Below are 20471 nucleotides of genomic sequence, written 5' to 3'. Positions count from 1 at the left end.
GTTCAGACCCGATCAATTATTTTTTCGCCAAACAGCCCCTGCGGCCGGAACAGCAGGAACACCAGTGCCAGCACATAGGCGAACCAGATCTCGATGCCGCCGCCCACGTACGGGCCCAGGTACACCTCCGACAGCTTCTCGCCCACGCCGATGATCAGCCCGCCGATGATGGCGCCCGGCACCGAAGTAAGGCCCCCGAGAATCACCACCGGCAGCGCACGCAGCGCCACCGTGGTGAGCGAGAACTGCACGCCCAGCTTGCTGCCCCAGATCATTCCGGCCACCAGCGCCACCACGCCGGCCACGCACCACACGATGACCCAGATGCGCGTGAGCGGAATGCCGATCGACTGCGCGGCCTGGTGGTCGTCGGCCACCGCGCGCAGCGCGCGCCCGGTGCCGGTCTTCTGGAAGAACAGCGAGAGCAGCGCCACCAGCGCGGCCGCAATCGCGGCGGCGTACAGGTCTTCCTTGTTGATCAGGATGCCGCCCTCGAACACCGAGCCGAGCAGGAAGATCGGGTCCTTCGGCATGCCGATGTCGATCTTGTAGATGTTGCTGCCGAACAGGGTCTGGCCCGCGCCGTCGAGGAAGTAGGCAATGCCTAGCGTGGCCATCAGCAGCGTCGCGCCTTCCTGGTTGACCAGGTGGCGCAGCACCAGCCGCTCGATCAGCCATGCCACCGCGAACATCACCAGGCCCGCCACGACAAAGGCCGCGCCGTTGGCGAACCAGCGGTTGTCGATGCCGGTCCACATGGGGATCCATTCGGCGAAGCGCGCCATGGCGAGCGCCGCGAACAGCACCATCGCGCCCTGCGCGAAATTGAACACGCCCGAGGCTTTGAAGATCAGCACGAAGCCGAGCGCCACCAGCGAATACAGCATGCCCACCATGAGGCCGCCGAAGAGGGTTTCGAGAAAGAAGGCCATCAGTGTTCGACCCCAAGGTAGGCGCGGATCACGTTCTCGTTGCTGCGCACTTCGCCCGGCGTGCCGTCGCCGATCTTCTTGCCGTAGTCGAGCACCACCACGCGGTCCGAGATGTCCATGACCACGCCCATGTCGTGCTCGATCAGCACGATGGTGCTGCCGAATTCGTCGTTCACGTCGAGGATGAAGCGGCTCATGTCCTGCTTCTCTTCCACGTTCATGCCGGCCATCGGCTCGTCGAGCAGCAGCACCTGCGGCTCCATCGCGAGCGCGCGGCCCAGGTCGACGCGTTTCTGCAGGCCGTAGGGAAGCTGGCCCACCGGCGTCTTGCGATGCGCCTGGATCTCCAGGAAATCGATGATCTGTTCGACGAACTCGCGGTGCTTCGTTTCCTCGCGTTCCGCCGCGCCCCAGCGGATCGCCTGCTGGAAGAGGTTCGACTTCATGCGCAGGTTGCGCCCCGTCATGATGTTGTCGAGCACGCTCATGCCCTTGAAGAGCGCGAGGTTCTGGAAGGTGCGCGCCACGCCCATTTCGGCCACCTGGCGCGAGTTCATGTGCTTGAAGGTCTGGCCGCGGAAGGTGATGGAGCCCTGCTGCGGCCAGTACACGCCGTTGATGCAGTTCAGCATCGAGCTCTTGCCCGCACCGTTGGGGCCGATGATGGCCCGCACCTCGTGCTCGCGCACGTCGAAGCTGATGTCGGTGAGCGCCTTCACGCCGCCGAAGCTCAAGGAGATGTTCTGCACGTCGAGGATGACGTCGCCGATTTTTCTGTTGCTCATGCCGCCGCCTTCACGATGGGGAAGGTCCTGGCCTCGACGATCTTCAGCGTGGCATTCACCACGCCGGTGCGCCCGTCCTCGAACTTGACCTGGGTCTCGATGTACTGCTCGGTCTTGCCGCCGTAGAGCGCATCGACCAGCACTGCGTACTTCTCGGCGATGAAGCCGCGCCGCACCTTGCGTGTGCGCGTCAGCTCGTCGTCGTCGGGGTCGAGCTCTTTATGCAGCACCAGGAAGCGCGCAATCTGCGTCTCGCCCATGCCGTCTTCGCTCGCGAGGTCGGCATTGACCTTGCCGATGCATTCGGCAATGAGTTCCAGCACCTCGGGCTTTCCGGCCAGGTCGACATAGCCGCCGTAGGCCAGGCCGCGCCGTTCGGCCCAGTTGCCCACCGCCTCGAAGTCGATGTTGATGGCCGCGCAGACCTCGCCCCGCCCGTTGCCGAAGCACACGGCTTCCTTGATCTGCGGGAAGAACTTGAGCTTGTTCTCGATGTAGTTGGGCGCAAAGATCGCACCGCTCACGAGCCGGCCCACGTCCTTCGCGCGGTCGATGATGCGCAGGTGGCCTTCGCTGTCGAGCACGCCCGCGTCGCCGGTGTGGAAGTAGCCGTCGGCATCGAGCACCTCGGCCGTGGCATCGGGCCGCTTGTAGTACTCCTTGAGCACCGACACGCCGCGCACCAGCACCTCGCCGTCCTCCGCGATCTTCAGTTCGATGCCCGGCGCCGCGGTGCCCACGGTCTGCAGCTTGACCTTGCCGTCCTGCTGCAGGCACACGTAGGCGCAGGTTTCGGTCTGGCCGTAGAACTGCTTCAGGTTCACGCCGATGGAGCGGTAGAAGCGGAACAGGTCGGGCCCGATGGCCGCACCGGCCGTGTAGGCCACGCGGATGCGGCTCATGCCCAGCACGTTGCGCAGCGGTCCGTAGATCAGCAGGTTGCCCAGGCCGTACATCAGCCGGTCGCCCGCGCTCACCGGGGCGCCGTTGAGGATGTCGGCCCCCACGCGCTGCGCGAGCGCCATGAACTTTGCATAGAGCCAGCGCTTGGGCGCGGCTGCGTCTTCCATGCGGATCGACACGGCGGTGAGCAAGCCTTCGAAGGTGCGCGGCGGGCCGAAGTAATAGCTCGGACCGATCTCGCGCATGTCGTTCATCACCGTCTCGCTCGACTCGGGGCAGTTGAGCGTGAAGCCGCCCACCAGCCATTGCGCCACCGAGAACAGGTGGTCGCCCACCCACGCCATCGGCAGGTAGCTCATGATGTTGTCGCCGGGGCCGAGCTTGTCGGTCTCCACGCCGCCGCGGCCCGCCGCGATGAAGCTCGCGTGCGTCTGGCACACGCCCTTGGGGCGGCCGGTGGTGCCCGAGGTGTAGAGGATCACGCCGACATCGGTTGCTTCGCCGCTCGCCACCGCGCGGTCGTAGTAGCCGACGTTCGTCTTGTCGAATTCGCGGCCCAGTTCGCGCAGCTGCTCGTAGCTCATGAGCCCGGGCTGGTCGTAGTGGCGCAGGCCCTTGGGGTCGTCGTAGATGATGTGGCGGATGCCGTGCTGCTGGTCCTTCTGCAGTTCGCGGCACTCGAGCAGCTTGTCGACCTGCTCCTGGTCTTCGACGATCACGAACTCGATGCTCGCGTCCTGCAGCATGAAGACCATCTCGCCGGCCACCGCATCCTGGTAGAGCGGCACCGGCACGCCGCGCAGGCTCTGCGCCGCGACCACCGCCATGTACAGGTGCGGCCGGTTGGCGCCCACGATGGCCAGGTTGTCGAAGGCCTTGAAGCCGAGGCTCGCGAGGCCGCAAGCCGCCTCGCGCACCTCTTGCGCCACGGCGCTCCAGGTCCAGGTTTGCCAGATGCCGAGATCTTTCTCGCGCACGGCGGGCGACTCGGGCTGGGCCTGGGCGTGCGCGAGCAGCAGACGGGGGAAGGTAGGGGCGGTGGTTTGCACAGTGGGCGGATCGTAGGCCCCACTTTGACGCTGGGTTGTCGTTCCAACGACAATCCTAGGGACACTACTCCCCGGAGTTTCCCGATGCCTCACGGCGATTCACACCACAGCGTGCTCGGCGGTTCGATCAAGGACCGCGCGCGCTCCGCCACCGCCGCCGAGCTCGACGGCATTCCCTGGCTGCTCACGCTCACGCCGGCCGAGCGCCGCCGCGCCGAAGCCGCGGTGGTGGTCGGCGAAGCCGAGGTCGGCGACCTGGTCTGCCGCGTCGGCCGCTCGCCCACCTACTGGTTCGGCGTGGTCGAGGGCCTGCTCAAGATGAGCAACGACAACGCCGACGGCGGCTCGGTCACTTACGCCGGCATACCGCCCGGCGGCTGGTTCGGCGAAGGCACGGTGATGAAGCGCGAGCCCTACCGCTACAACATCCAGGCGCTGCGGCGCAGCGTGGTGGCGGGGCTGCCGATCGAGAGCTTTCACTGGCTGCTGGACCATTCCATCGGCTTCAACCGCTTCGTGATGAACCAGCTCAACGAGCGGCTCGGCCAGTTCATTGCGGCACTGGAAATCGACCGGCTCAACAACCCCGACGCGCGCGTGGCGCGCAACCTGGTGTCGCTGTTCAACCCGGTGCTGTACCCCGGCGTGGGCGAAGTCCTGCGCATCACGCAGCAGGAGCTGGCCTACCTGGTCGGCCTTTCGCGCCAGCGCGTGAACGAGGCGCTCAACGGCCTGTCGGCGCAAGGGTTGATCCGCGTGGAGTACGGTGGGCTGCGCGTGCTCGACCTGCCGGGACTGCGCGCGACCGCGATGTCGAACAAGAAGAACGCCTCACGGGAAACGGAAACCTCATGACCCTCAAAGACCAGATCCAGATCGTTCCCGCGAACGCGGAAGCGGCTTTCGTTCCGCCGCCCGAGGCGCCCAAGGCAAAGACCGAAGCGGCCGGGCCGACACTCGAAGAAGCCATCGAGCGCAACGAGGCGCTCACCGAGAAGATCGACGCCCTCAACGCCGTGTTGGCCAAGCCGCTCAGCGAGATTCTTGCCGACCGCGAGAAGGCCGACGAGGCCGCCCTGGCGTGGGACCGCTTCGGCGCCATGTGGATGCTCTCGCAGCGCGCCATGCGGCGCGTGGCGCTCGACCTTGCGGCGCAACTCGGCGTGAGCGAGGAAGAAGTCGTGGCACGCGCAATGACCCATGCGAACGCGGTGCTCAACGGCGCGGACGAGGTCGACCTCGGCGGCACCATCGCGCCGGCGCAGTTGCAGCACATCGCGCGCCACCGGGCCTTCCTGCGCAAGCAGTTCCGCGCGGGCTGAGCGCGCTGCGCATGATGTATTCCCCACCACCCCTTACTCTCCCTGCCTTCGCTTCAGAAAGACTTTTTCGATGACCGCTTCCCACCTCACTCTGATCACCGGCGCGTCGCGCGGACTGGGCCGTGCCATGGCCCAGCAGCTGCTGCAGGCCGGCCACACGGTGCTCGGCATTTCGCGCAGGCAAGATCCGCAGCTGGCCGAGCTGGCAAAGAAAGCCGGCGCCGAACTCATCCAGTGGGAGCAGGACCTGTCCGACCCCGGCTCCGCATCGGCCCGCGTGTCGGCATGGCTCGCGTCGCTCGACGGCCAGCGCTTCGACAGCGTGACCCTGATCAACAACGCAGGCACCGTGGGCAACCCCGCGCCGCTGGCGAGTGCCGTCGGGGCCCAACTGTCGCAGGCCCTGCGCATCGGCCTGGAGGCGCCGATGCTGCTGACCGCCGCCTTCCTCGGCGCCACCCGCGAATGGCGCGGCGCGCGCAAGGTGCTGAACATTTCGTCGGGCCTGGGCCGCAACGCCATGGGCAGCCAGGCGCCTTATTGCGCGGCCAAGGCCGGCATGGACCACTTCTCGCGCGCCGTGGCGCTCGAGGAGGCCGCGGCACCGAACGGCGCGCGCATCGTCTCGCTCGCCCCCGGCGTGATCGACACCGACATGCAGGTGCAGCTGCGCGGCGCATCGGCCGAGAATTTTCCGGACCGCACGCGCTTCGAAAAGCTGAAGAACGACGGCATGCTCGACAGCCCCGAAATTGCCGCGGCCAAGGTGCTCAAGTACCTGGCGCGCGCGGATTTCGGCAGCAACCCCGTGGCCGACGTGCGCGACCCCGCCTGAACACGAGCACAACGAACATGGCCACCGCAAAGTCGATCGACACCAGCGACTACAAGCTCTTTCCTTCACCGAGGAACGTGCACCGCGTCATCTTCGAGCATCAGGTCTTCGTGCCGTACCCGTACGCGCTGATCGTGATGGAAGAGTTCTACTTCAAGGGCCGCTACAGCCTGTTCGCCGCCTGCCGCCTCAGCGACGGGAAGATGGGGCAGGTGGCGACCTTCGAGCTGGCATCGGACGTGGACATCTTCAACAAGAAGTTCACGCCGGACTGAGTTCGGCCTACTGCAGCAAGAACCGGTCGCGCTGCGCCTCTGCGCACCCGCCCATCACCGCCAGCGCCCGCTCCACCGTCGGCGTGCCGAGCACAAAGGGGTTCGTTGCCGGAGCAGGCTGCTGCCGCAGCGCGGCGAGCTTGGCCTGCGAGCCGTCGATGTTCGAGTGGTTCGACAGCAGTACGTCGATGCGCTGGGTCTGGACGATGGCGCCCATACGCTGCGTGGCGCCGATGTAGCTGTCGAGCCGCGGCACGTCCTTGCCGAAATTGAAACCCGTGCCGCCCCAGAGCATGGCGCGGTGTTTCTGGCCGTTCGAAGTGACGTCGAACACCGGAGAGATCGTGCCCATGGTGTGGCCCGGCGTGAGGTACAGCGTCACGCTGGTGTCGCCGAGCGTGACGCGGTCGCCGTCCTTCGCGGAAATATCGCCCGCGCCGCGTTTGGGGGGCGCGCCCCAGATCGGCGTCGCAAACTCGAGCTTGGTCTCGGTCATGGTCCAGTCGGCCTCGCTCATCACCACGCGCGCACGGTACTTCTCTGCAAGGTAGGGCGCACCGCCGTAGTGGTCGCCATGGCCGTGCGTGACGATCACGTACTTGATCTGCGCCGGGTCGAGGCCGAGCTTGCGCATGCCGCCTTCGATGAGCGCCGCGGCCTCGGCCTGGGTGTTGAGCGCATCGATGAGGATGATGCCGTCAGAGGTCTTGATCGCCCAGGCGCTGACCCAGTCGGCGCCCACGAAGTACAGGTTGTCGAACGCCTGGCCGGGCGGCGGTGCGGGCCTGGCGATGAATGCCGCAAGGCCCTTGTCCAGCTCGGCCTGGGGCGGCCGCGCCGCGGGAGCTGGTTTGCAGAGGGTCAGCAACGCCGTCAGGTCGGAACGAGCGGCGCGGGTGGCGCCCGCCACATGTGCGGCCACGGTGGCTTCCGATGGCGCCTGTTGCTGCGGTGTCCGCGCGCAGCCCTGCGCCAGGACGATGGCAACCGCTGCCAGGGCTGCTGTCTTCAGCGGAAAGGCTTGTCCGGAATTCTTGCGCTGTGTTGCCATCGCTGTCTCCGTGCCGTCGATGCGGCCTGTGGTGGAGACGCCATTCTGCGACGGCGCGTGCTTATTCGATGGTCGCGCCCGAGGCTTGCACGATGCCCTTCCACTTCTCGTAGTCGGTCTTCAGCAGCGTCTCGAACTGCTCGGGCGTCATGGCCTGCGGCTCGGCGCCCTGGGCAATGATGGCGGCCTTCATCTCCGGCGTGGCCAGCAGCTTGTTGACTTCGGTATTCAGCGTGGCGATCACGTCCTTCGGCGTCTTGGCGGGCACGAAGAGGCCGTACCAGGTGGACACGTCGAAGCCCTTGTAGCCGAGCTCGGCCACGGTGGGCGTGTCGGGCAGCGAGGTGCTGCGCTTGGCCGAGGTCACGGCCAGCGGGCGCAGCTTGCCCGCCTTGATCTGCGCCAGCGCCGAAGGCACCGACGACACCATCAGGTCGACGTTGCCCGCGAGCACGTCCATCATGGCCGCGTTGGAACCCTTGTAGGGCACGTGGCGCATCTTGATCTGGGCGGCGCCGTTGAAGATTTCGCCGGCCAGGTGAATGGTGGTGCCGTTGCCGGGCGAGCCGTAGGTGACGGTGTCGGGCGCTGCGCGCGCGGCGGTGACCACGTCGTTCAGCGTCTTGAACTTCGAGTTGGCCTGCGTGACGATCACCACCGGCGTGTAGGCCACGTGGGCGACGGCGGTGAGGTCTTTCACCGGGTTGTAGCTCAGGTTCTTGTAGAGCCAGGGCGCAACGACCATGTTGTCCTTCTGGCCCATCACGATGTCGTAGCCCGTGGGTGCGGCGCGCGCGGCCTCGGCGATGCCGATGGTGCCGCCGGCGCCGCCGCGGTTGTCGGGCACCACGGTCCAGTGGTTGGTTTCGGTGAGTTTCTGGGCGACCAGGCGCGCCAGGATGTCGGTGCCGCCGCCGGGCGGGAAGGGCACGACCATGCGAATGGGCTTGGCGGGGTAGGTCTGCGCCTGCGCGGCAGCGGTGGCGAACGTGAGGGAAAGGGCCAGGGGAAGTGCCAGCGCAAGGGCCAGCGAGCGGGGGAGTTTGCGGATCATGGGTTTTGTCTCTGTATCGGGGGACGAATCGAGGGGCAGATTTTCAGGCCTCGTCGGAGCACTGCACCAAGGGTGCAGTGTGCCGGAACCCGGGCTGTGCGGTTTTCTTCGTTCGAGATGGGCCCCGTATCGGGTAGCGGCGGCTTGACATGCCCACTGCGGCGCAGAAGATGGGTGTCTATCCACACAGGAGACAGCCATGCTCGGAAATATCAATGCTGTGGCCAACCTCGCGGTCAAAGACCTTGCCGCAGGCCGCCGCTTCTACGAAGACACGCTGGGCCTGACGCCGGCCGACACGGATTGCGAGGGCATGATCGCCTACCGCAGCGGTAACACCCGTATCAATGTCTACGAGTCCTCATTCGCCGGCACCAATCAGGCCACGGCCGTGACCTGGGCGGTCGGGAACGACATCGAGCGGCTCGTGGCGGCGCTCAAGGCCAAGGGCGTGCGCTTCGAGCACTACGACATGCCCAACACAACGCTCGCGGGCGACGTCCACATCATGGACAAGATGAAGGTCGCCTGGTTCAAGGACCCGGACGGCAACATCCTCAACCTGGTCAATGAGTGAGGATGCCGCCGGCGGGAACTTCGGCTGGCGTCAGCCGAAGTTCTTGGCCGCGAAGTCCCAGTTCACCAGCTTGGCCAGGAAGGTCTCGACGAACTTCGGGCGCAGGTTGCGGTAGTCGATGTAGTAGGCGTGCTCCCAGACGTCCACCGTCAGCACCGGGGTGTCCCCGGTGGTCAGCGGCGTGCCCGCGGCGCCCATGTTCACGATGTCCACCGAGCCGTCGGCCTTCTTCACCAGCCAGGTCCAGCCCGAGCCGAAGTTGCCCACGGCCGACTTCACGAACGCTTCCTTGAAGGCGTCGTAGCTGCCCCACTTGGCATCGATGGCCTTGGCCAGCGCGCCACTGGGTGCACCGCCGCCCTGGGGCTTCATGCAGTTCCAGAAGAAGGTGTGGTTCCAGATCTGGGCGGCGTTGTTGTAGATGCCGCCGCTGGACTTCTTGACGATGTCTTCGAGGGGCATCGATTCGAACTCGGTGCCCTTTTGCAGGTTGTTGAGGTTCACCACGTAGGCATTGTGGTGCTTGCCGTAGTGGTACTCGAGGGTTTCCTTCGAGTACTCGGGTGCCAGCGCGTCGAGGGCGTACGGCAGGGGTGGGAGGGTGTGTTCCATGGTGGGTTTTTCCTTTCGGGTTTTGAAAACAATGAAATCAAGGCGCGTTCTTGGGGCTCACCTGGTAGGCGCAGCGCCGCGCGCCCGCAAGCACATGCTCGACGCGGCTCACGCTCGCGTCGGGTCCGAGCACTTCTTCGAAGAGCTGTAGTTCGCTGCGGCAAAAGCCGGTGCAGGCCTGCGCCGCGGTGCAGATCGGGCAGTGGTTCTCGATGAAGAGAAAACCGTCGCCCTCGGGCCGGAACTCGGCCATGTAGCCCTCGCGGCTGCGGATGTCGGCCAGCCGTTCGAGCTTCGTCTTCAGGCTGCGCGCACCCTGCATCGCCTCGCGATAGTTGGCGCGCATGTTTTCCTCGCGCACGCCGATGAGCTGGTCCATGCCCTTCTCGCCGAACACGGTGATCACGGCGCTGATCATCTGCACCGTCATCTCGGCATGCGTGTCGGGAAAGCGCGCGTGCCCGGTGCCGGTCAGCCGCCATATCTGCGTCGGCCTGCCGCGGCCCGCCGGCCGGCTCTCGGCGTCGACCAGTCCCTCGGACTGCAGCTTGACCATCTGCTGGCGCACCGCCTCCACCGTGACGTCGAGCACCTTGGCAATGTCGGGAATGCCGAGCGCGCCGCGCGTCTTCAGCGTGGACAGGATGCGGTCTGCCGGCTGGTGCGGCATCCAGGCGGGCTTCAGGTCGAGGGGGCGGGTGGTCATCCTTTTCTTTATTTCAAAGAAATAACTTTGATTATTAAATGACAGCGAAGGTGCTGTCGAGGGCTTTGATAAAGAGGGGGGCGTCTTTACGGTTTCTTTATGCGGTCCCGCCGACTCTGTTCCCTGTTTTTACGCACGCCTGCCGAGACTCAAGGCCTTGTGTTTCGCTGCAGGAGCAATGAATGGATTTCGTCTGGATGGGCGCCTTGCTGGCGCTGTGGGCCGCGGTGGCGGCCATGGTGGTCGGGCTGAACCGGCTCGACGCACCGAACCCGTCAAGAGCACCCGGGGGAGACGCATCGTGATCAGCCTTGAAGCTCTCTACGGCTTCGGCGCATTGATTGCCGTCGTCCTGTTCGCGTACCTGGTGTTCGCGCTGATCTGCGCCGAGGAGTTCTGAAATGACCGCCTCCGCCTGGTCCTTGCTGGCCTTCTTCCTCATTGCGCTTGTGCTGCTGGCATGGCCGGTCGGCAAGTTTCTTGCCGCGTTGTGCAACGAGCGCGTGCCGCGCTGGATGCAGCGCATCGAAGCGCCGCTCTACAAGCTCGCGGGCACGAAGCCCGAGCAGTCGATGCACTGGCTGGGCTATGCGCTCGCGCTGCTCGCCTTCAATGCCGTTGGCGCGCTCTTTCTCTATGCGCTGCAGCGCCTGCAGGGCTGGCTGCCGCTCAACCCCGCCGGCATGGGGGCGGTGTCGCCCGACTCGGCCTTCAACACCTCGGTGAGCTTCGTCTCCAACACCAACTGGCAAGGCTATGCCGGTGAGTCGACGATGAGCTATCTCACGCAGATGCTCGGGCTCACGGTGCAGAACTTCTTCTCCGCCGCCACGGGCATTGCCGTGGCCTTCGCGCTCGTGCGCGGCTTTGCGCGCCGGGGCGACGGCAAGAGCCGCGGGCTGGTCGGCAACTTCTGGGCCGACATCACGCGCATCACGTTGTGGCTGCTGGTGCCGTTGTCGTTCGTGCTTGCGGTGGTCTTTGCGGGGCAGGGCGTGATCCAGAACTTCGACGCCTACAAGACCGTGCAAACGGTCGAGGCCGCCGCGAGCCCGCAGACACAGACGCTTGCCATGGGCCCTGTCGCTTCGCAGGAGGCCATCAAGATGATCGGCACCAACGGCGGCGGCTTCTTCAACGCCAACTCGGCGCATCCGTACGAAAACCCGACCGCCCTCAGCAACCTGCTGCAGATGATCGCGATTTTCCTGATTCCGGCGGGCCTGTGCTTCGCCTTCGGCCGCGTGGTCGGCGACATGCGGCAAGGGTGGGCCGTGCTTGCGGCAATGACGGTGATGTTCGTCATTGCCGTGGTGGCCATCATCCCCGCCGAGCACGCCGGCAATCCGCTGCTCGGTTCGCTGGGCATCGACCAGGCGGCGAGCGCGCTGCAAAGCGGCGGCAACATGGAAGGCAAGGAAGTGCGCTTCGGCATCGACGCGTCGGCGCTCTTCGCCGCCATTACCACCGCCGCCTCGTGCGGCGCGGTGAATGCCATGCACGACTCGTTCACCCCCATCGGCGGCATGGTGCCCATGGTGCTGATGCAGTTGGGCGAGGTGGTGTTCGGCGGCGTCGGCAGCGGCCTCTACGGCATGCTGATTTTCGCGATGCTCGCGGTGTTCATCGCGGGCCTGATGATCGGCCGCACGCCCGAGTACCTCGGCAAGAAGATCGAGGTGCGCGAGATGAAGCTGATTTCCATCGCCATTTTGGTCACGCCCATCCTGGTGCTGGCCGGCACCGCGGTGGCGGTGATCGCGGGCGCCGGCAAGGCCGGCATCGCGAACCCGGGTGCGCATGGGTTTTCTGAAATTCTCTATGCGCTGAGCTCGGCCGCCAACAACAACGGCAGCGCCTTCGCGGGCCTGTCGGCCAACACGCCGTTCTACAACGGCCTGCTGGGTCTTGCCATGTGGCTGGGCCGCTTCGCGATGATCGTTCCGGTGCTGGCCATTGCCGGCTCGCTGGCCGCGAAGAAGCGCCTGCCGGTCACCGGCGGCACGCTGCCCACGCACGGGCCGCTGTTCGTCTCGCTGCTGATCGGCACCGTGCTGCTGGTCGGCCTGCTCAACTATGTGCCGGCATTGGCTCTCGGGCCCGTCGTCGAACACCTCGTGCTCTGGAAGTGAGGGCGCGCACCATGACTGCCCATACAAAAACCTCTCTCTCGCTGCTCGACGCGGCGCTGGTCAAGCCCGCGCTGTGGGGCGCCTTCGCCAAGCTGGACCCGCGCACGCAGTGGCGCAACCCGGTGATGTTCATCGTGTACATCGGGAGCATCCTCACGACGCTGCTCTGGGTGCATTCGCTGAGCTTTCCGGGCGACACCGGCATGAAGCCCGCCTTTGTGCTGGCCATCACGGTGTGGCTGTGGTTCACCGTGCTGTTCGCGAACTTTGCCGAAGCCCTGGCCGAGGGCCGCAGCAAGGCGCAGGCCGCCTCGCTGCGCGGCCTGCGCAAGGACACCTGGGCCAAGAAGCTCAAGGAGCCCCACCACGGCGCGGCATTCCTGCCGGAGCAGGCGCCCAACCTGCGCAAGGGCGACGTGGTGCTGGTCGAGACCGGCGACGTCATTCCGCTCGACGGCGAAGTGATCGAAGGCGTGGCCTCGGTCGACGAGAGTGCCATCACCGGCGAATCGGCCCCCGTGGTGCGCGAATCGGGCGGCGACTTCTCCGCCGTGACCGGCGGCACCCGCGTGCTGTCCGACTGGTTGGTGGTGCGCATCTCGGTCAACCCCGGCGAGTCGTTCCTCGACCGCATGATCGGCATGGTCGAGGCGGCCAAGCGGCACAAGACGCCCAACGAAATCGCGCTCACCATCCTGCTGGTTGCGTTGACCCTCGTGTTCCTGATGGTCACCGTCACGCTGCTGCCGTTCTCGGTGTTCAGCGTGGAGGCCGCGGGTGCGGGCACTGTGGTGTCGCTCACCGCGCTGGTGGCGCTGCTCGTGTGCCTGATTCCCACCACCATCGGCGGCCTGCTTTCGGCCGTGGGCGTGGCCGGCATGAGCCGCATGATGCAGGCCAACGTCATCGCCACCTCGGGCCGCGCCGTGGAAGCGGCCGGCGACGTCGATGTGCTGCTGCTCGACAAGACCGGCACCATCACGCACGGCAATCGCCAGGCGAGTGCCTTCCTGCCTGCGCCCGGCGTGCCGAAGGGCCGCCTCGCACGCGCCGCCATGCTCGCATCGCTGGCCGACGAGACGCCTGAAGGCCGCAGCATCGTCGAACTGGCACGCCGCGATGGCCTGGAGGCCGCATCTGTCGACGGTGCGCGCTTCGTTCCCTTCACTGCGCAGACCCGCATGAGCGGCGTCGACATGCCGGCCGCGCCGAACAGCCTCGACACCGACGCGGTGCTGCTGCGCAAGGGCGCGGTCGATGCGATTCGCCGGCATGTCGAATCGCTGGGCGGCAGCGTGCCGGCCGAGGTGCTGCGCGCGTCCGAGGAAACGGCGCGCCGCGGCAGCACGCCGCTGGCCGTGGCCGAGGGCAACCGCGTGCTCGGCGTGGTCGAGCTCAAGGACATCGTCAAGACCGGCATCAAGGAGCGTTTTGCCGAGTTGCGCCGCATGGGCATCAAGACCGTGATGATCACCGGCGACAACAAGCTCACCGCCGCGGCCATCGCGGCCGAGGCCGGCGTCGACGACTTCCTGGCCGAAGCTACGCCCGAGGACAAGCTGGCGCTGATCCGCAAGTACCAGTCCGAAGGCCGGCTCGTCGCGATGACCGGCGACGGCACCAACGATGCGCCCGCACTCGCCCAGGCCGACGTGGCCGTGGCCATGGGCAGCGGCACGCAGGCCGCGAAGGAGGCCGGCAACATGGTCGACCTGGATTCGAACCCGACCAAGCTGCTCGAAGTGGTGGAAACCGGCAAGGCGCTGCTCATGACGCGCGGCTCGCTCACCACCTTCTCGATTGCGAACGACGTGGCGAAGTACTTCGCGATCATTCCGGCGATTTTTGTCTCGACCTATCCACAGCTCGGCGCGCTCAACGTGATGCAGCTCGCGAGCCCGTCGTCGGCCATTTTGTCGGCGGTGATCTTCAATGCGCTGGTCATCGTGTTCCTGATTCCGCTGGCGCTCAAGGGCGTGCGCTACCGGCCGGTGGGCGCGGCCGCGCTGCTGCGCCGCAACCTGGCCATCTATGGCCTGGGTGGTCTGCTCGTTCCCTTCATCGGCATCAAGCTGATCGACTGGCTGCTCGTGGCCGTCCATCTTGTTTGAGGAGAAATTCACCATGAACAACAACATCTTTCGCCCTGCGCTCGTGCTCTTCGCGCTGCTGAGCGTGCTCACCGGCCTGATCTATCCGATGGCCGTCACCGGCGCCGCGAAGGCGATCTTTCCGTCGCAGGCGGCCGGCAGCCTGATCGTGCGCAACGGCGCCACCGTGGGCTCCAGGCTCATCGGCCAGAACTTCAGCGACCCGAAGCATTTCTGGGGCCGTCCGTCCGCCACCGCGCCGCAGCCCTACAACGCGAGTGCTTCGGGCGGCTCGAACCTCGGTCCGCTCAATCCGGCGCTGGCCGACGCGGTCAAGATCCGTATCGAAGCCCTTCGCGCCGCGGACCCGGGAAACAGCGCGCCGGTGCCGGTCGACCTGGTCACGGCCTCGGCCAGCGGGCTCGACCCCGACATCAGCCCTGCCGCCGCCCGGTACCAAGCCGCACGCGTCGCGCGGGTGCGTGGCGTGCCCGTCGAACAAGTGAATGCGTTGATTGCCGGCAACACGCAGGCGCCGCTCTGGGGCTTTCTGGGCGAGCCGCGCGTCAACGTGCTGGCGCTGAATCTTGCGCTCGATGGTCACTGATCTTTTCCACGTGCTGCTGGCGCTCGCGGCACTCTTCGTGCCGCTGATCTTTGCCTGGTGGGTGCTCTCGCGCACCGCGCGGCGGCACGCCAAGCGCCGCAAGGGAGGCCCCATGCGCTAATCTGCGCGGTCACCGCCATGCTCGACGCCCGCCCCGACCCCGACGCCCTGCTTGCGCAACTGCGCAACGACGAGGCGCGCGCGCAGCGCGGCAAGCTGCGCATCTATTTCGGCGCCAGCGCGGGCGTGGGCAAGACCTGGGCCATGCTCAGTGCCGCGCAACGCGAGCGCGCGGCGGGGCGCGACGTGCTCATCGGCGTGGTCGAAACGCATGGCCGCAGCGAAACCGCCGCGCTGCTCGCGGGGCTCGATACGCTGCCCCTGCGCGAGCTGGACTACCGCGGCCGTACGCTGGCCGAGTTCGACCTTGACGCGGCGCTGGCGCGCAAGCCCGCCGTGCTGCTGGTCGACGAACTGGCCCACACCAATGCGCCCGGCTCCCGCCATGCCAAGCGCTGGCAGGATGTGCAGGAACTGCTGGCTGCGGGCATCGAGGTGTGGTCGGCCCTCAACGTGCAGCATCTCGAGAGCCTCAACGGCACGGTGGGCGCCATCACCGGCGTGCGCGTGCATGAGACGGTTCCCGACACCGTGCTCGACGAGGCTGACGAGGTGGTGCTGGTCGACGTCACGCCCGATGAGCTCACCGCGCGGCTCGCGGCCGGCAAGGTGTACCTGCCCCAGCAGGCCGAGCGCGCCGCGCAGAATTTCTTTCGCAAGGGCAACCTGATTGCGCTGCGCGAAATTGCGCTGCGGCGCACGGCCGAGCATGTGGAAGACGATGTGCGCGGCTGGCGGGTCGAGCAATCTGGCGCCGCCGGCAACGGACAAGGCAGCGCGCTGCAGGCCTGGAACACCTCGGGCGCCATCCTCGCTTGCGTGGGGCCGCACGAGGGCGCGGCGCAGACCGTGCGCACCGCGGCGCGTCTTGCGAGCCAGCTCAATGTGCGCTGGCATGCGGCCTATGTCGAGACGCCGCGGCTGCAACGGCTCGCCGCCCAGGAGCGCGACCGCATCCTTGCGGTGCTCAAGCTGGCCGAGGAACTCGGCGCCGCCACTGCGGTGCTCACGGGCTCCGACGTGGCGGAGCAACTGGCCGAACAGGCGCGCCGGCTCAACTGCGCCACGCTGGTGCTGGGACGGTCGCAGCTTGTCATCGGCTGGCGCCGCTGGTGGCCCGCGCGCCCGGTGCCGCTGCCGCGCGCGCTGGCGCAACGCGCGCCCGCGCTCGACATCCTGGAAGTCGGCCATGCCGACAGTTCGCGGCGCCTGTCGCGCGCACCCATCAACGGCCTGCGCGCCGACGAGGGCGACCACGAAAAAGCACCTGTCCATTGGCCCGGCTACGCCTGGGCAACGGCCACCAGCGTGGCGCTCACCCTGCTTTGCACACCCCTGGCCGGCGTGCTCGAACTCGCGAACATCGTGATGCTGTTCCTGCTGGGCGTGGTCGGCGTCGCAATGCGCTTCGGCCGCGGGCCCTCGGCGCTCGCGGCGCTGCTCAACGTCGCGGCCTTCGACTATTTCTTCGTGCCGCCGCAGCTTTCGTTCGCGGTGAGCGACGTGCAGTACGTGCTGACCTTCGCAATCATGCTCGGCGTCGGCCTGCTGGTGGGGCAACTCACGGCCGGCCTGCGCTTCGCGGCCGGCGTGTCGACCAGCCGGGAGCGGCGCGCGCGCTCGCTGTTCGAGCTCACGCGCGAACTCTCGGCGGCACTGGAGAGTACGCAGGTCGTCGCGCTGGGCGCTGCCGCGGTGCAGGGCCACTTCGGCGGCCATGCGCTGGTGCTGGTGACCGATACGAACGACCAGCTCGTGTTCCCCAAGACTCCGCCCGAGGGCTTCGATGCGCAAGTGGCCGACTGGGCCTTCCGACATGGCCAGCCAGCCGGCCTGGCCACTGCCACGCTCGCGGCGCAGACTTGGCACTACGTGCCGCTGCAGGCACCGATGCGCGTGCGCGGCGTGCTCGCGCTCTCACCGGCGCAGCCGCGCTGGCTGCTGATTCCGGAACAGGCTCAGCAGCTCGACACGCTGGCGCGGCAAATCGCGATCGCGCTGGAGCGCGTGCACTACGTCGAAGTGGCGCAGCAGGCCGTGGTCGAAATGGAGTCGGAGCGTTTGCGAAATGCCCTGCTCGGCGCAATATCGCACGACGTACGCACGCCGCTCACCGCATTGATCGCTCTGGCCGAATCGCTACAGACCCTGCCGCCTGAAGAACACGGCAACGCGGCGCGCGCCATCGTCGCGCAGGCGCATGAGCTGCATGCGCTGGTCAACAACCTGCTGGACATGGCGCGGCTCGAAAGCGGCATCGCGGGCGGCGCGGTGAACCTGCGGCGCGACTGGCAATCGGTCGAGGAGGTCGTGGGTTCGTCGATCCGCGCGGCGCGCACGTCGTTGGGCGACACCGTCGTGCAGACCGCGCTCGCTGCGGACCTGCCGCTGGTCGAATTCGATGCGGTGCTGATCGAGCGCGTGCTCGTCAACCTGCTGGAGAACGCGACCAAATACGGCGCGCCGCCCATCGTCGTGGGCGCGCGTGCCGAGCCTGGCACGCTGGTGCTTACGGTGCGCGACCACGGCCCCGGCCTGCCTGCCGCGTTGCTGGGCCGGGAGCAGAAGCTGTTCGACAAGTTCACGCGCGGAGAGGCTGAATCGGCCACGCCGGGCGTCGGGTTGGGCCTTGCGATCTGCCGCGCGGTGGTGAGTGCGCATGGCGGCGAGATCACGGCGGCCAATGCGCAGGGCGGCGGTGCAGAATTCGCCGTCACCCTGCCACGCCGCGAGCCGCCCGAACCGGCCGAAGCCCAACTCTGAAGCCATGCCATCTCCCACCGCCATCGTGATCGAGGACGAGCCTCAGATTCGCCGCTTCGTGCGCGGCGCATTGGAGGCCGAAGGCTGGGTGGTGCACGAGGCCGGCACGCTGCGGGATGGCCTTGCGGCAGCCGGCACGCGCCAGCCCGATCTGCTGGTGCTCGACCTCGGCCTGCCTGATGGCGACGGCGTGTCGTTGATTCGCGATGTGCGGGGCTGGTCGGCCGTGCCGATCATCGTGCTGTCCGCGCGCAGCGACGAGGCCGACAAGATCGCCGCGCTCGATGCCGGCGCCGATGACTACCTGACCAAGCCCTTCGGCACCGGCGAGCTGCTGGCGCGCGTGCGCGCCAATCTGCGCCGCCCGCGCGCAGCCAACGGCGACGATACGGCGGAAGCGCTGTTCCGTTTCGGAGAGGTCGAGCTGGACCGCGCCGCGCGCATCGTGCGCCGCGCTGGCGCCGAGGTGCACCTGACGCCGACCGAATACCGGCTGCTCTGCGTGCTGGTCGCCAACGCCGGCCGCGTGCTCACGCAACGCCAGTTGCTGCGCGAAGTGTGGGGCCCGTCGCACACGGACCAGAGCCATTACCTGCGCATCTACATGGGGCATCTGCGGCAGAAGCTCGAGGCCGATCCGGCGCAGCCGCGGCATCTGTTGACGGAGACTGCGGTGGGGTATCGGTTGGTGGTTTAGCTGGTGGGGGCCGCGCTTTGTCGAAGGCACAGTGCCCTCACCCCAGCCCTCTCCCAGAGGGAGAGGGAGCAATACTCAACCCAGATGCCTCGTCGCCCCGTCTTGTTCCCTCTCCCTCCGGGAGAGGGTTAGGGTGAGGGCCGCGGCATTCACGCCACCGCCGACCGCAAGAAGAGATCAGGCAGCGATGCCCTTGTTCGGATTCAGCAAGAACTTCTCCCCCGTCGCCTGCTTCCCGTACACCCCAATGGCATCCAGCTGCAGCGCCTCGAGAAGAGAGACTTCCCGCGTGTAGTGGCTCGCAAACGTCGTCTTCAATTCAGCGACGACCCGCGCCCGCAACCGCTGCGTGCCTTCATTCCCGAGCTTCTGCAAAAACGGGAACAGCAGCCACCCGCCCATGCCCCACGCCATGCCGAAGTTGCGCACGAACTCCGTCGGCGAGCGGTCGAGGCCGCCGTAGATGTAGACCTGCTTGTGTGTGGTCGAACCGTAGCGGCTGTATTCCTTGGCGGTGCGGTTCAGCGCCGCCTCCATGCAGCCGAGGATCTGCCCCGCGAGCTTGCCGCCGCCGGTGGCGTCGAAGGCCAGCGTGGCACCGGTCTCGACCAGGGCCTGCGTCAGGTCTTCAAGAAAGGTGGGCGACGTCGCGTTGCACACATACTTTGCACCGATGCCGCGCAAGAGCGCTTCCTGCTCGGGCTTGCGCACGATGTTGACCAGGTCGATGCCGTCCTTCTGGCAGATCTTGTTGAGCATCTGGCCCAGGTTGGATGCGGCGGCCGTGTGCACCAGCGCCTTGTGGCCTTCCATTCGCATGGTCTCGACCATGCTCAGCGAGGTCAGCGGGTTGACAAAGCAAGAGGCGCCATCGGCCGGGGTGGCGTCCGCAGGCAGTTCCAGGCACTGTGCAGCGGCGAGGCAGCGGTACTGCGAGTACATCGCCCCGCCGATGGCCGCCACGGTCTTGCCGAGCAGCGCCTGCGCGGCCGGCGACGAACCGGCCTTGACCACCACGCCCGCGCCTTCGTTGCCGACCGGCATCGATTGGTCGAGACGCCCCGCCATGGCGGGCATGCCGCGCTCGGGCACCGTGGCCGTCACGATGGGGCGCTCCGGCGTGCCGGAGAGCTTGGCGGTGCTCATGTCGGCGGCGCCGAACAGCAGGCCAAGGTCCGACGGATTCATTGGCGACGCCTCGATGCGCACGATCACTTCATCGGCCTTGGGCTCGGGCATCGGCTCGTCGTGCAGCGAGAGTTCGAGTTCGCCGTTCGAGCGGACGAGGGAGCGGAGTTGGAGTGCCATGGGAGAGGCCCCTGTGAAAGGTGGTTCGGAGATGGCCATCGGCCACGGGGCGGCCAGTATAGGAGCGAGGTACGAAAGCTGCTGGCGCCTTCAGGACACCACGGGAATCACCGGCGCATGGTCCAGCGTGTGGCGCATCTTCTCTGGATCGAGCCGGTCGATGTAGCGCGGAATGTTGCGCCACAGCGTGTGGTAGCCATAGCCCCCGCGCAGCATCTCGAGCCGCGCGCTTTCCTTGTCCCAGCCCTGCACCGCCATGCGGTAGACCGCCGCGACCACGCCCGTGCGGTCGGCACCGTGCATGCAGTGGATCAGCACCGGGCCCTGCTTTTCGGCGTCGCGAATGGCCACCAGCGCGCGCAGCACCTTGGCGTCGTCGATCGACCAGGTGTTGATCGGCACGCGCACCAGGCGGATGCCGCTGCCCGCAAACACCTTCCTGTCGTCGTTGAAGGAACGCAGGCTCACGATGGTGCGGATGCCGAGCGCCTTCAGCGCCGCCACGTTCGCGGTGCGCGGCTGCGCGCTGCGATACAGCGTGGGCGTGATGCGATGCAGGTTCTCGACCCCGAGCGTGTCGAGCGCATCGGCCCAGTGCCCGGGGCGCGGCACGGCGTGCGCCGCGGCATTGCTGTTTCTGCGTTTGCTCATGC

The 20471-nt window shown here is 67.0% G+C and carries 22 protein-coding genes; 13 read left to right on the top strand and 9 right to left on the bottom strand.

Translation table 11 applies throughout. From position 1 onward, the window contains the following. Positions 1 to 2 precede the first annotated feature (2 nt). From ABIC94_RS00455 to ABIC94_RS00445, 3 genes are read right to left on the bottom strand one after another with little or no spacing between them, the layout of a single operon-like run. Complete coding sequence (locus ABIC94_RS00455) at positions 3 to 932, bottom strand: branched-chain amino acid ABC transporter permease (protein WP_354370567.1); 930 nt, start codon at positions 930 to 932, stop codon at positions 3 to 5. Further along, complete coding sequence (locus tag ABIC94_RS00450; protein WP_354370565.1) at positions 932 to 1717, bottom strand: ABC transporter ATP-binding protein; 786 nt, start codon at positions 1715 to 1717, stop codon at positions 932 to 934. The genes ABIC94_RS00455 and ABIC94_RS00450 overlap by 1 nt, the downstream gene beginning before the upstream one ends. Then, positions 1714 to 3669, bottom strand: coding sequence for an AMP-dependent synthetase/ligase (locus ABIC94_RS00445; protein WP_354370564.1), 1956 nt, complete (start codon positions 3667 to 3669; stop codon positions 1714 to 1716). Before ABIC94_RS00445 ends, ABIC94_RS00450 begins: the two co-directional genes overlap by 4 nt. A gap of 84 nt (positions 3670 to 3753) precedes the next feature. On the opposite strand from ABIC94_RS00445, the gene ABIC94_RS00440 reads away from it, so the two are divergent. The 4 genes from ABIC94_RS00440 to ABIC94_RS00425 all read left to right on the top strand — a co-directional run bounded on the left by ABIC94_RS00440 (position 3754) and on the right by ABIC94_RS00425 (position 6101). After that, the gene (locus tag ABIC94_RS00440) at positions 3754 to 4524 is read left to right on the top strand and encodes a Crp/Fnr family transcriptional regulator (RefSeq protein WP_354370563.1); all 771 of its coding nucleotides are present in this window, start codon (positions 3754 to 3756) and stop codon (positions 4522 to 4524) included. Beyond that, on the top strand, positions 4521 to 4991 hold the full coding sequence (locus tag ABIC94_RS00435) for a hypothetical protein (RefSeq protein WP_354370562.1): 471 nt from the start codon (positions 4521 to 4523) through the stop codon (positions 4989 to 4991). The genes ABIC94_RS00440 and ABIC94_RS00435 overlap by 4 nt, the downstream gene beginning before the upstream one ends. 70 nt (positions 4992 to 5061) lie before the next feature. Beyond that, positions 5062 to 5826, top strand: coding sequence for an SDR family NAD(P)-dependent oxidoreductase (locus ABIC94_RS00430; RefSeq protein WP_354370560.1), 765 nt, complete (start codon positions 5062 to 5064; stop codon positions 5824 to 5826). A gap of 17 nt (positions 5827 to 5843) precedes the next feature. Next, complete coding sequence (locus tag ABIC94_RS00425; RefSeq protein ID WP_055802363.1) at positions 5844 to 6101, top strand: hypothetical protein; 258 nt, start codon at positions 5844 to 5846, stop codon at positions 6099 to 6101. A gap of 7 nt (positions 6102 to 6108) precedes the next feature. Here the strand turns inward: ABIC94_RS00425 and ABIC94_RS00420 are convergent, their stop codons facing one another. Together ABIC94_RS00420 and ABIC94_RS00415 are read right to left on the bottom strand one after the other, a co-directional pair. Further along, entirely contained in the window at positions 6109 to 7152 is a 1044-nt protein-coding gene (locus ABIC94_RS00420; protein WP_354370558.1) for an MBL fold metallo-hydrolase, read from the bottom strand. Positions 7153 to 7213: 61 nt separating this feature from the next. Further along, entirely contained in the window at positions 7214 to 8206 is a 993-nt protein-coding gene (locus ABIC94_RS00415; RefSeq protein WP_354370557.1) for a tripartite tricarboxylate transporter substrate binding protein, read from the bottom strand. Positions 8207 to 8405: 199 nt separating this feature from the next. On the opposite strand from ABIC94_RS00415, the gene ABIC94_RS00410 reads away from it, so the two are divergent. Next, complete coding sequence (locus tag ABIC94_RS00410; protein WP_354370556.1) at positions 8406 to 8783, top strand: VOC family protein; 378 nt, start codon at positions 8406 to 8408, stop codon at positions 8781 to 8783. A gap of 30 nt (positions 8784 to 8813) precedes the next feature. On the opposite strand, the gene ABIC94_RS00405 is transcribed toward ABIC94_RS00410, so the two are convergent. Then, positions 8814 to 9395, bottom strand: a complete 582-nt coding sequence (locus tag ABIC94_RS00405; protein ID WP_307577355.1) for a superoxide dismutase — start codon at positions 9393 to 9395, stop codon at positions 8814 to 8816. A 37-nt stretch (positions 9396 to 9432) separates the two neighbouring features. Continuing rightward, entirely contained in the window at positions 9433 to 10101 is a 669-nt protein-coding gene (locus tag ABIC94_RS00400) for a helix-turn-helix transcriptional regulator (RefSeq protein WP_354370554.1), read from the bottom strand. Positions 10102 to 10283: 182 nt separating this feature from the next. On the opposite strand from ABIC94_RS00400, the gene ABIC94_RS00395 reads away from it, so the two are divergent. The 8 genes from ABIC94_RS00395 to kdpE are packed head-to-tail and all read left to right on the top strand — an operon-like array spanning position 10284 to position 18510. Continuing rightward, complete coding sequence (locus ABIC94_RS00395; protein WP_354370552.1) at positions 10284 to 10406, top strand: hypothetical protein; 123 nt, start codon at positions 10284 to 10286, stop codon at positions 10404 to 10406. Next, entirely contained in the window at positions 10403 to 10501 is a 99-nt protein-coding gene (gene kdpF / locus ABIC94_RS00390) for a K(+)-transporting ATPase subunit F (protein ID WP_041943086.1), read from the top strand. Before ABIC94_RS00395 ends, kdpF begins: the two co-directional genes overlap by 4 nt. 1 nt (position 10502) lies before the next feature. Further along, positions 10503 to 12233: a potassium-transporting ATPase subunit KdpA gene (gene kdpA, locus ABIC94_RS00385; protein ID WP_354370551.1), complete on the top strand. Its 1731-nt coding sequence runs from the start codon at positions 10503 to 10505 to the stop codon at positions 12231 to 12233. An 11-nt stretch (positions 12234 to 12244) separates the two neighbouring features. Next, complete coding sequence (gene kdpB / locus ABIC94_RS00380; RefSeq protein WP_354370549.1) at positions 12245 to 14344, top strand: potassium-transporting ATPase subunit KdpB; 2100 nt, start codon at positions 12245 to 12247, stop codon at positions 14342 to 14344. 13 nt (positions 14345 to 14357) lie between these two features. Further along, the gene (gene kdpC / locus ABIC94_RS00375; protein WP_354370547.1) at positions 14358 to 14930 is read left to right on the top strand and encodes a potassium-transporting ATPase subunit KdpC; all 573 of its coding nucleotides are present in this window, start codon (positions 14358 to 14360) and stop codon (positions 14928 to 14930) included. Beyond that, on the top strand, positions 14920 to 15051 hold the full coding sequence (locus tag ABIC94_RS00370) for a hypothetical protein (protein ID WP_354370546.1): 132 nt from the start codon (positions 14920 to 14922) through the stop codon (positions 15049 to 15051). Before kdpC ends, ABIC94_RS00370 begins: the two co-directional genes overlap by 11 nt. A gap of 17 nt (positions 15052 to 15068) precedes the next feature. Continuing rightward, on the top strand, positions 15069 to 17813 hold the full coding sequence (locus ABIC94_RS00365; RefSeq protein WP_354370544.1) for a DUF4118 domain-containing protein: 2745 nt from the start codon (positions 15069 to 15071) through the stop codon (positions 17811 to 17813). 4 nt (positions 17814 to 17817) lie between these two features. After that, positions 17818 to 18510, top strand: coding sequence for a two-component system response regulator KdpE (kdpE, locus tag ABIC94_RS00360; RefSeq protein WP_354370543.1), 693 nt, complete (start codon positions 17818 to 17820; stop codon positions 18508 to 18510). 177 nt (positions 18511 to 18687) lie between these two features. Here the strand turns inward: kdpE and ABIC94_RS00355 are convergent, their stop codons facing one another. Together ABIC94_RS00355 and ABIC94_RS00350 are read right to left on the bottom strand one after the other, a co-directional pair. Further along, complete coding sequence (locus ABIC94_RS00355; protein WP_354370542.1) at positions 18688 to 19818, bottom strand: zinc-binding dehydrogenase; 1131 nt, start codon at positions 19816 to 19818, stop codon at positions 18688 to 18690. Positions 19819 to 19908: 90 nt separating this feature from the next. Further along, complete coding sequence (locus ABIC94_RS00350) at positions 19909 to 20469, bottom strand: dual specificity protein phosphatase family protein (RefSeq protein ID WP_354370541.1); 561 nt, start codon at positions 20467 to 20469, stop codon at positions 19909 to 19911. Positions 20470 to 20471 lie beyond the last annotated feature (2 nt).

Source organism: Variovorax paradoxus, assembly GCF_040544635.1.
Lineage (GTDB): Bacteria > Pseudomonadota > Gammaproteobacteria > Burkholderiales > Burkholderiaceae_C > Variovorax > Variovorax paradoxus_R.
Note: the sequence above shows the minus strand (reverse complement) of the source record. Positions and strands in the feature narration are given on the sequence as shown.

What these genes read in the sequence shown, in the direction of transcription:
- ABIC94_RS00425 (WP_055802363.1), top strand. Translation starts at nt 5,844, where the DNA reads ATGGCCACCGCAAAGTCGATCGACACCAGCGACTACAAGCTCTTTCCT.
- ABIC94_RS00355 (WP_354370542.1), bottom strand. Translation starts at nt 19,818, where the DNA reads ATGGCACTCCAACTCCGCTCCCTCGTCCGCTCGAACGGCGAACTCGAA.
- ABIC94_RS00415 (WP_354370557.1), bottom strand. Translation starts at nt 8,206, where the DNA reads ATGATCCGCAAACTCCCCCGCTCGCTGGCCCTTGCGCTGGCACTTCCC.
- kdpB (WP_354370549.1), top strand. Translation starts at nt 12,245, where the DNA reads ATGACTGCCCATACAAAAACCTCTCTCTCGCTGCTCGACGCGGCGCTG.
- ABIC94_RS00410 (WP_354370556.1), top strand. Translation starts at nt 8,406, where the DNA reads ATGCTCGGAAATATCAATGCTGTGGCCAACCTCGCGGTCAAAGACCTT.
- ABIC94_RS00455 (WP_354370567.1), bottom strand. Translation starts at nt 932, where the DNA reads ATGGCCTTCTTTCTCGAAACCCTCTTCGGCGGCCTCATGGTGGGCATG.
- ABIC94_RS00405 (WP_307577355.1), bottom strand. Translation starts at nt 9,395, where the DNA reads ATGGAACACACCCTCCCACCCCTGCCGTACGCCCTCGACGCGCTGGCA.
- kdpC (WP_354370547.1), top strand. Translation starts at nt 14,358, where the DNA reads ATGAACAACAACATCTTTCGCCCTGCGCTCGTGCTCTTCGCGCTGCTG.
- ABIC94_RS00370 (WP_354370546.1), top strand. Translation starts at nt 14,920, where the DNA reads ATGGTCACTGATCTTTTCCACGTGCTGCTGGCGCTCGCGGCACTCTTC.
- ABIC94_RS00400 (WP_354370554.1), bottom strand. Translation starts at nt 10,101, where the DNA reads ATGACCACCCGCCCCCTCGACCTGAAGCCCGCCTGGATGCCGCACCAG.
- kdpE (WP_354370543.1), top strand. Translation starts at nt 17,818, where the DNA reads ATGCCATCTCCCACCGCCATCGTGATCGAGGACGAGCCTCAGATTCGC.
- ABIC94_RS00450 (WP_354370565.1), bottom strand. Translation starts at nt 1,717, where the DNA reads ATGAGCAACAGAAAAATCGGCGACGTCATCCTCGACGTGCAGAACATC.
- ABIC94_RS00365 (WP_354370544.1), top strand. Translation starts at nt 15,069, where the DNA reads ATGCTCGACGCCCGCCCCGACCCCGACGCCCTGCTTGCGCAACTGCGC.
- ABIC94_RS00440 (WP_354370563.1), top strand. Translation starts at nt 3,754, where the DNA reads ATGCCTCACGGCGATTCACACCACAGCGTGCTCGGCGGTTCGATCAAG.
- kdpA (WP_354370551.1), top strand. Translation starts at nt 10,503, where the DNA reads ATGACCGCCTCCGCCTGGTCCTTGCTGGCCTTCTTCCTCATTGCGCTT.
- ABIC94_RS00430 (WP_354370560.1), top strand. Translation starts at nt 5,062, where the DNA reads ATGACCGCTTCCCACCTCACTCTGATCACCGGCGCGTCGCGCGGACTG.
- ABIC94_RS00420 (WP_354370558.1), bottom strand. Translation starts at nt 7,152, where the DNA reads ATGGCAACACAGCGCAAGAATTCCGGACAAGCCTTTCCGCTGAAGACA.
- ABIC94_RS00395 (WP_354370552.1), top strand. Translation starts at nt 10,284, where the DNA reads ATGGATTTCGTCTGGATGGGCGCCTTGCTGGCGCTGTGGGCCGCGGTG.
- ABIC94_RS00350 (WP_354370541.1), bottom strand. Translation starts at nt 20,469, where the DNA reads ATGAGCAAACGCAGAAACAGCAATGCCGCGGCGCACGCCGTGCCGCGC.
- ABIC94_RS00435 (WP_354370562.1), top strand. Translation starts at nt 4,521, where the DNA reads ATGACCCTCAAAGACCAGATCCAGATCGTTCCCGCGAACGCGGAAGCG.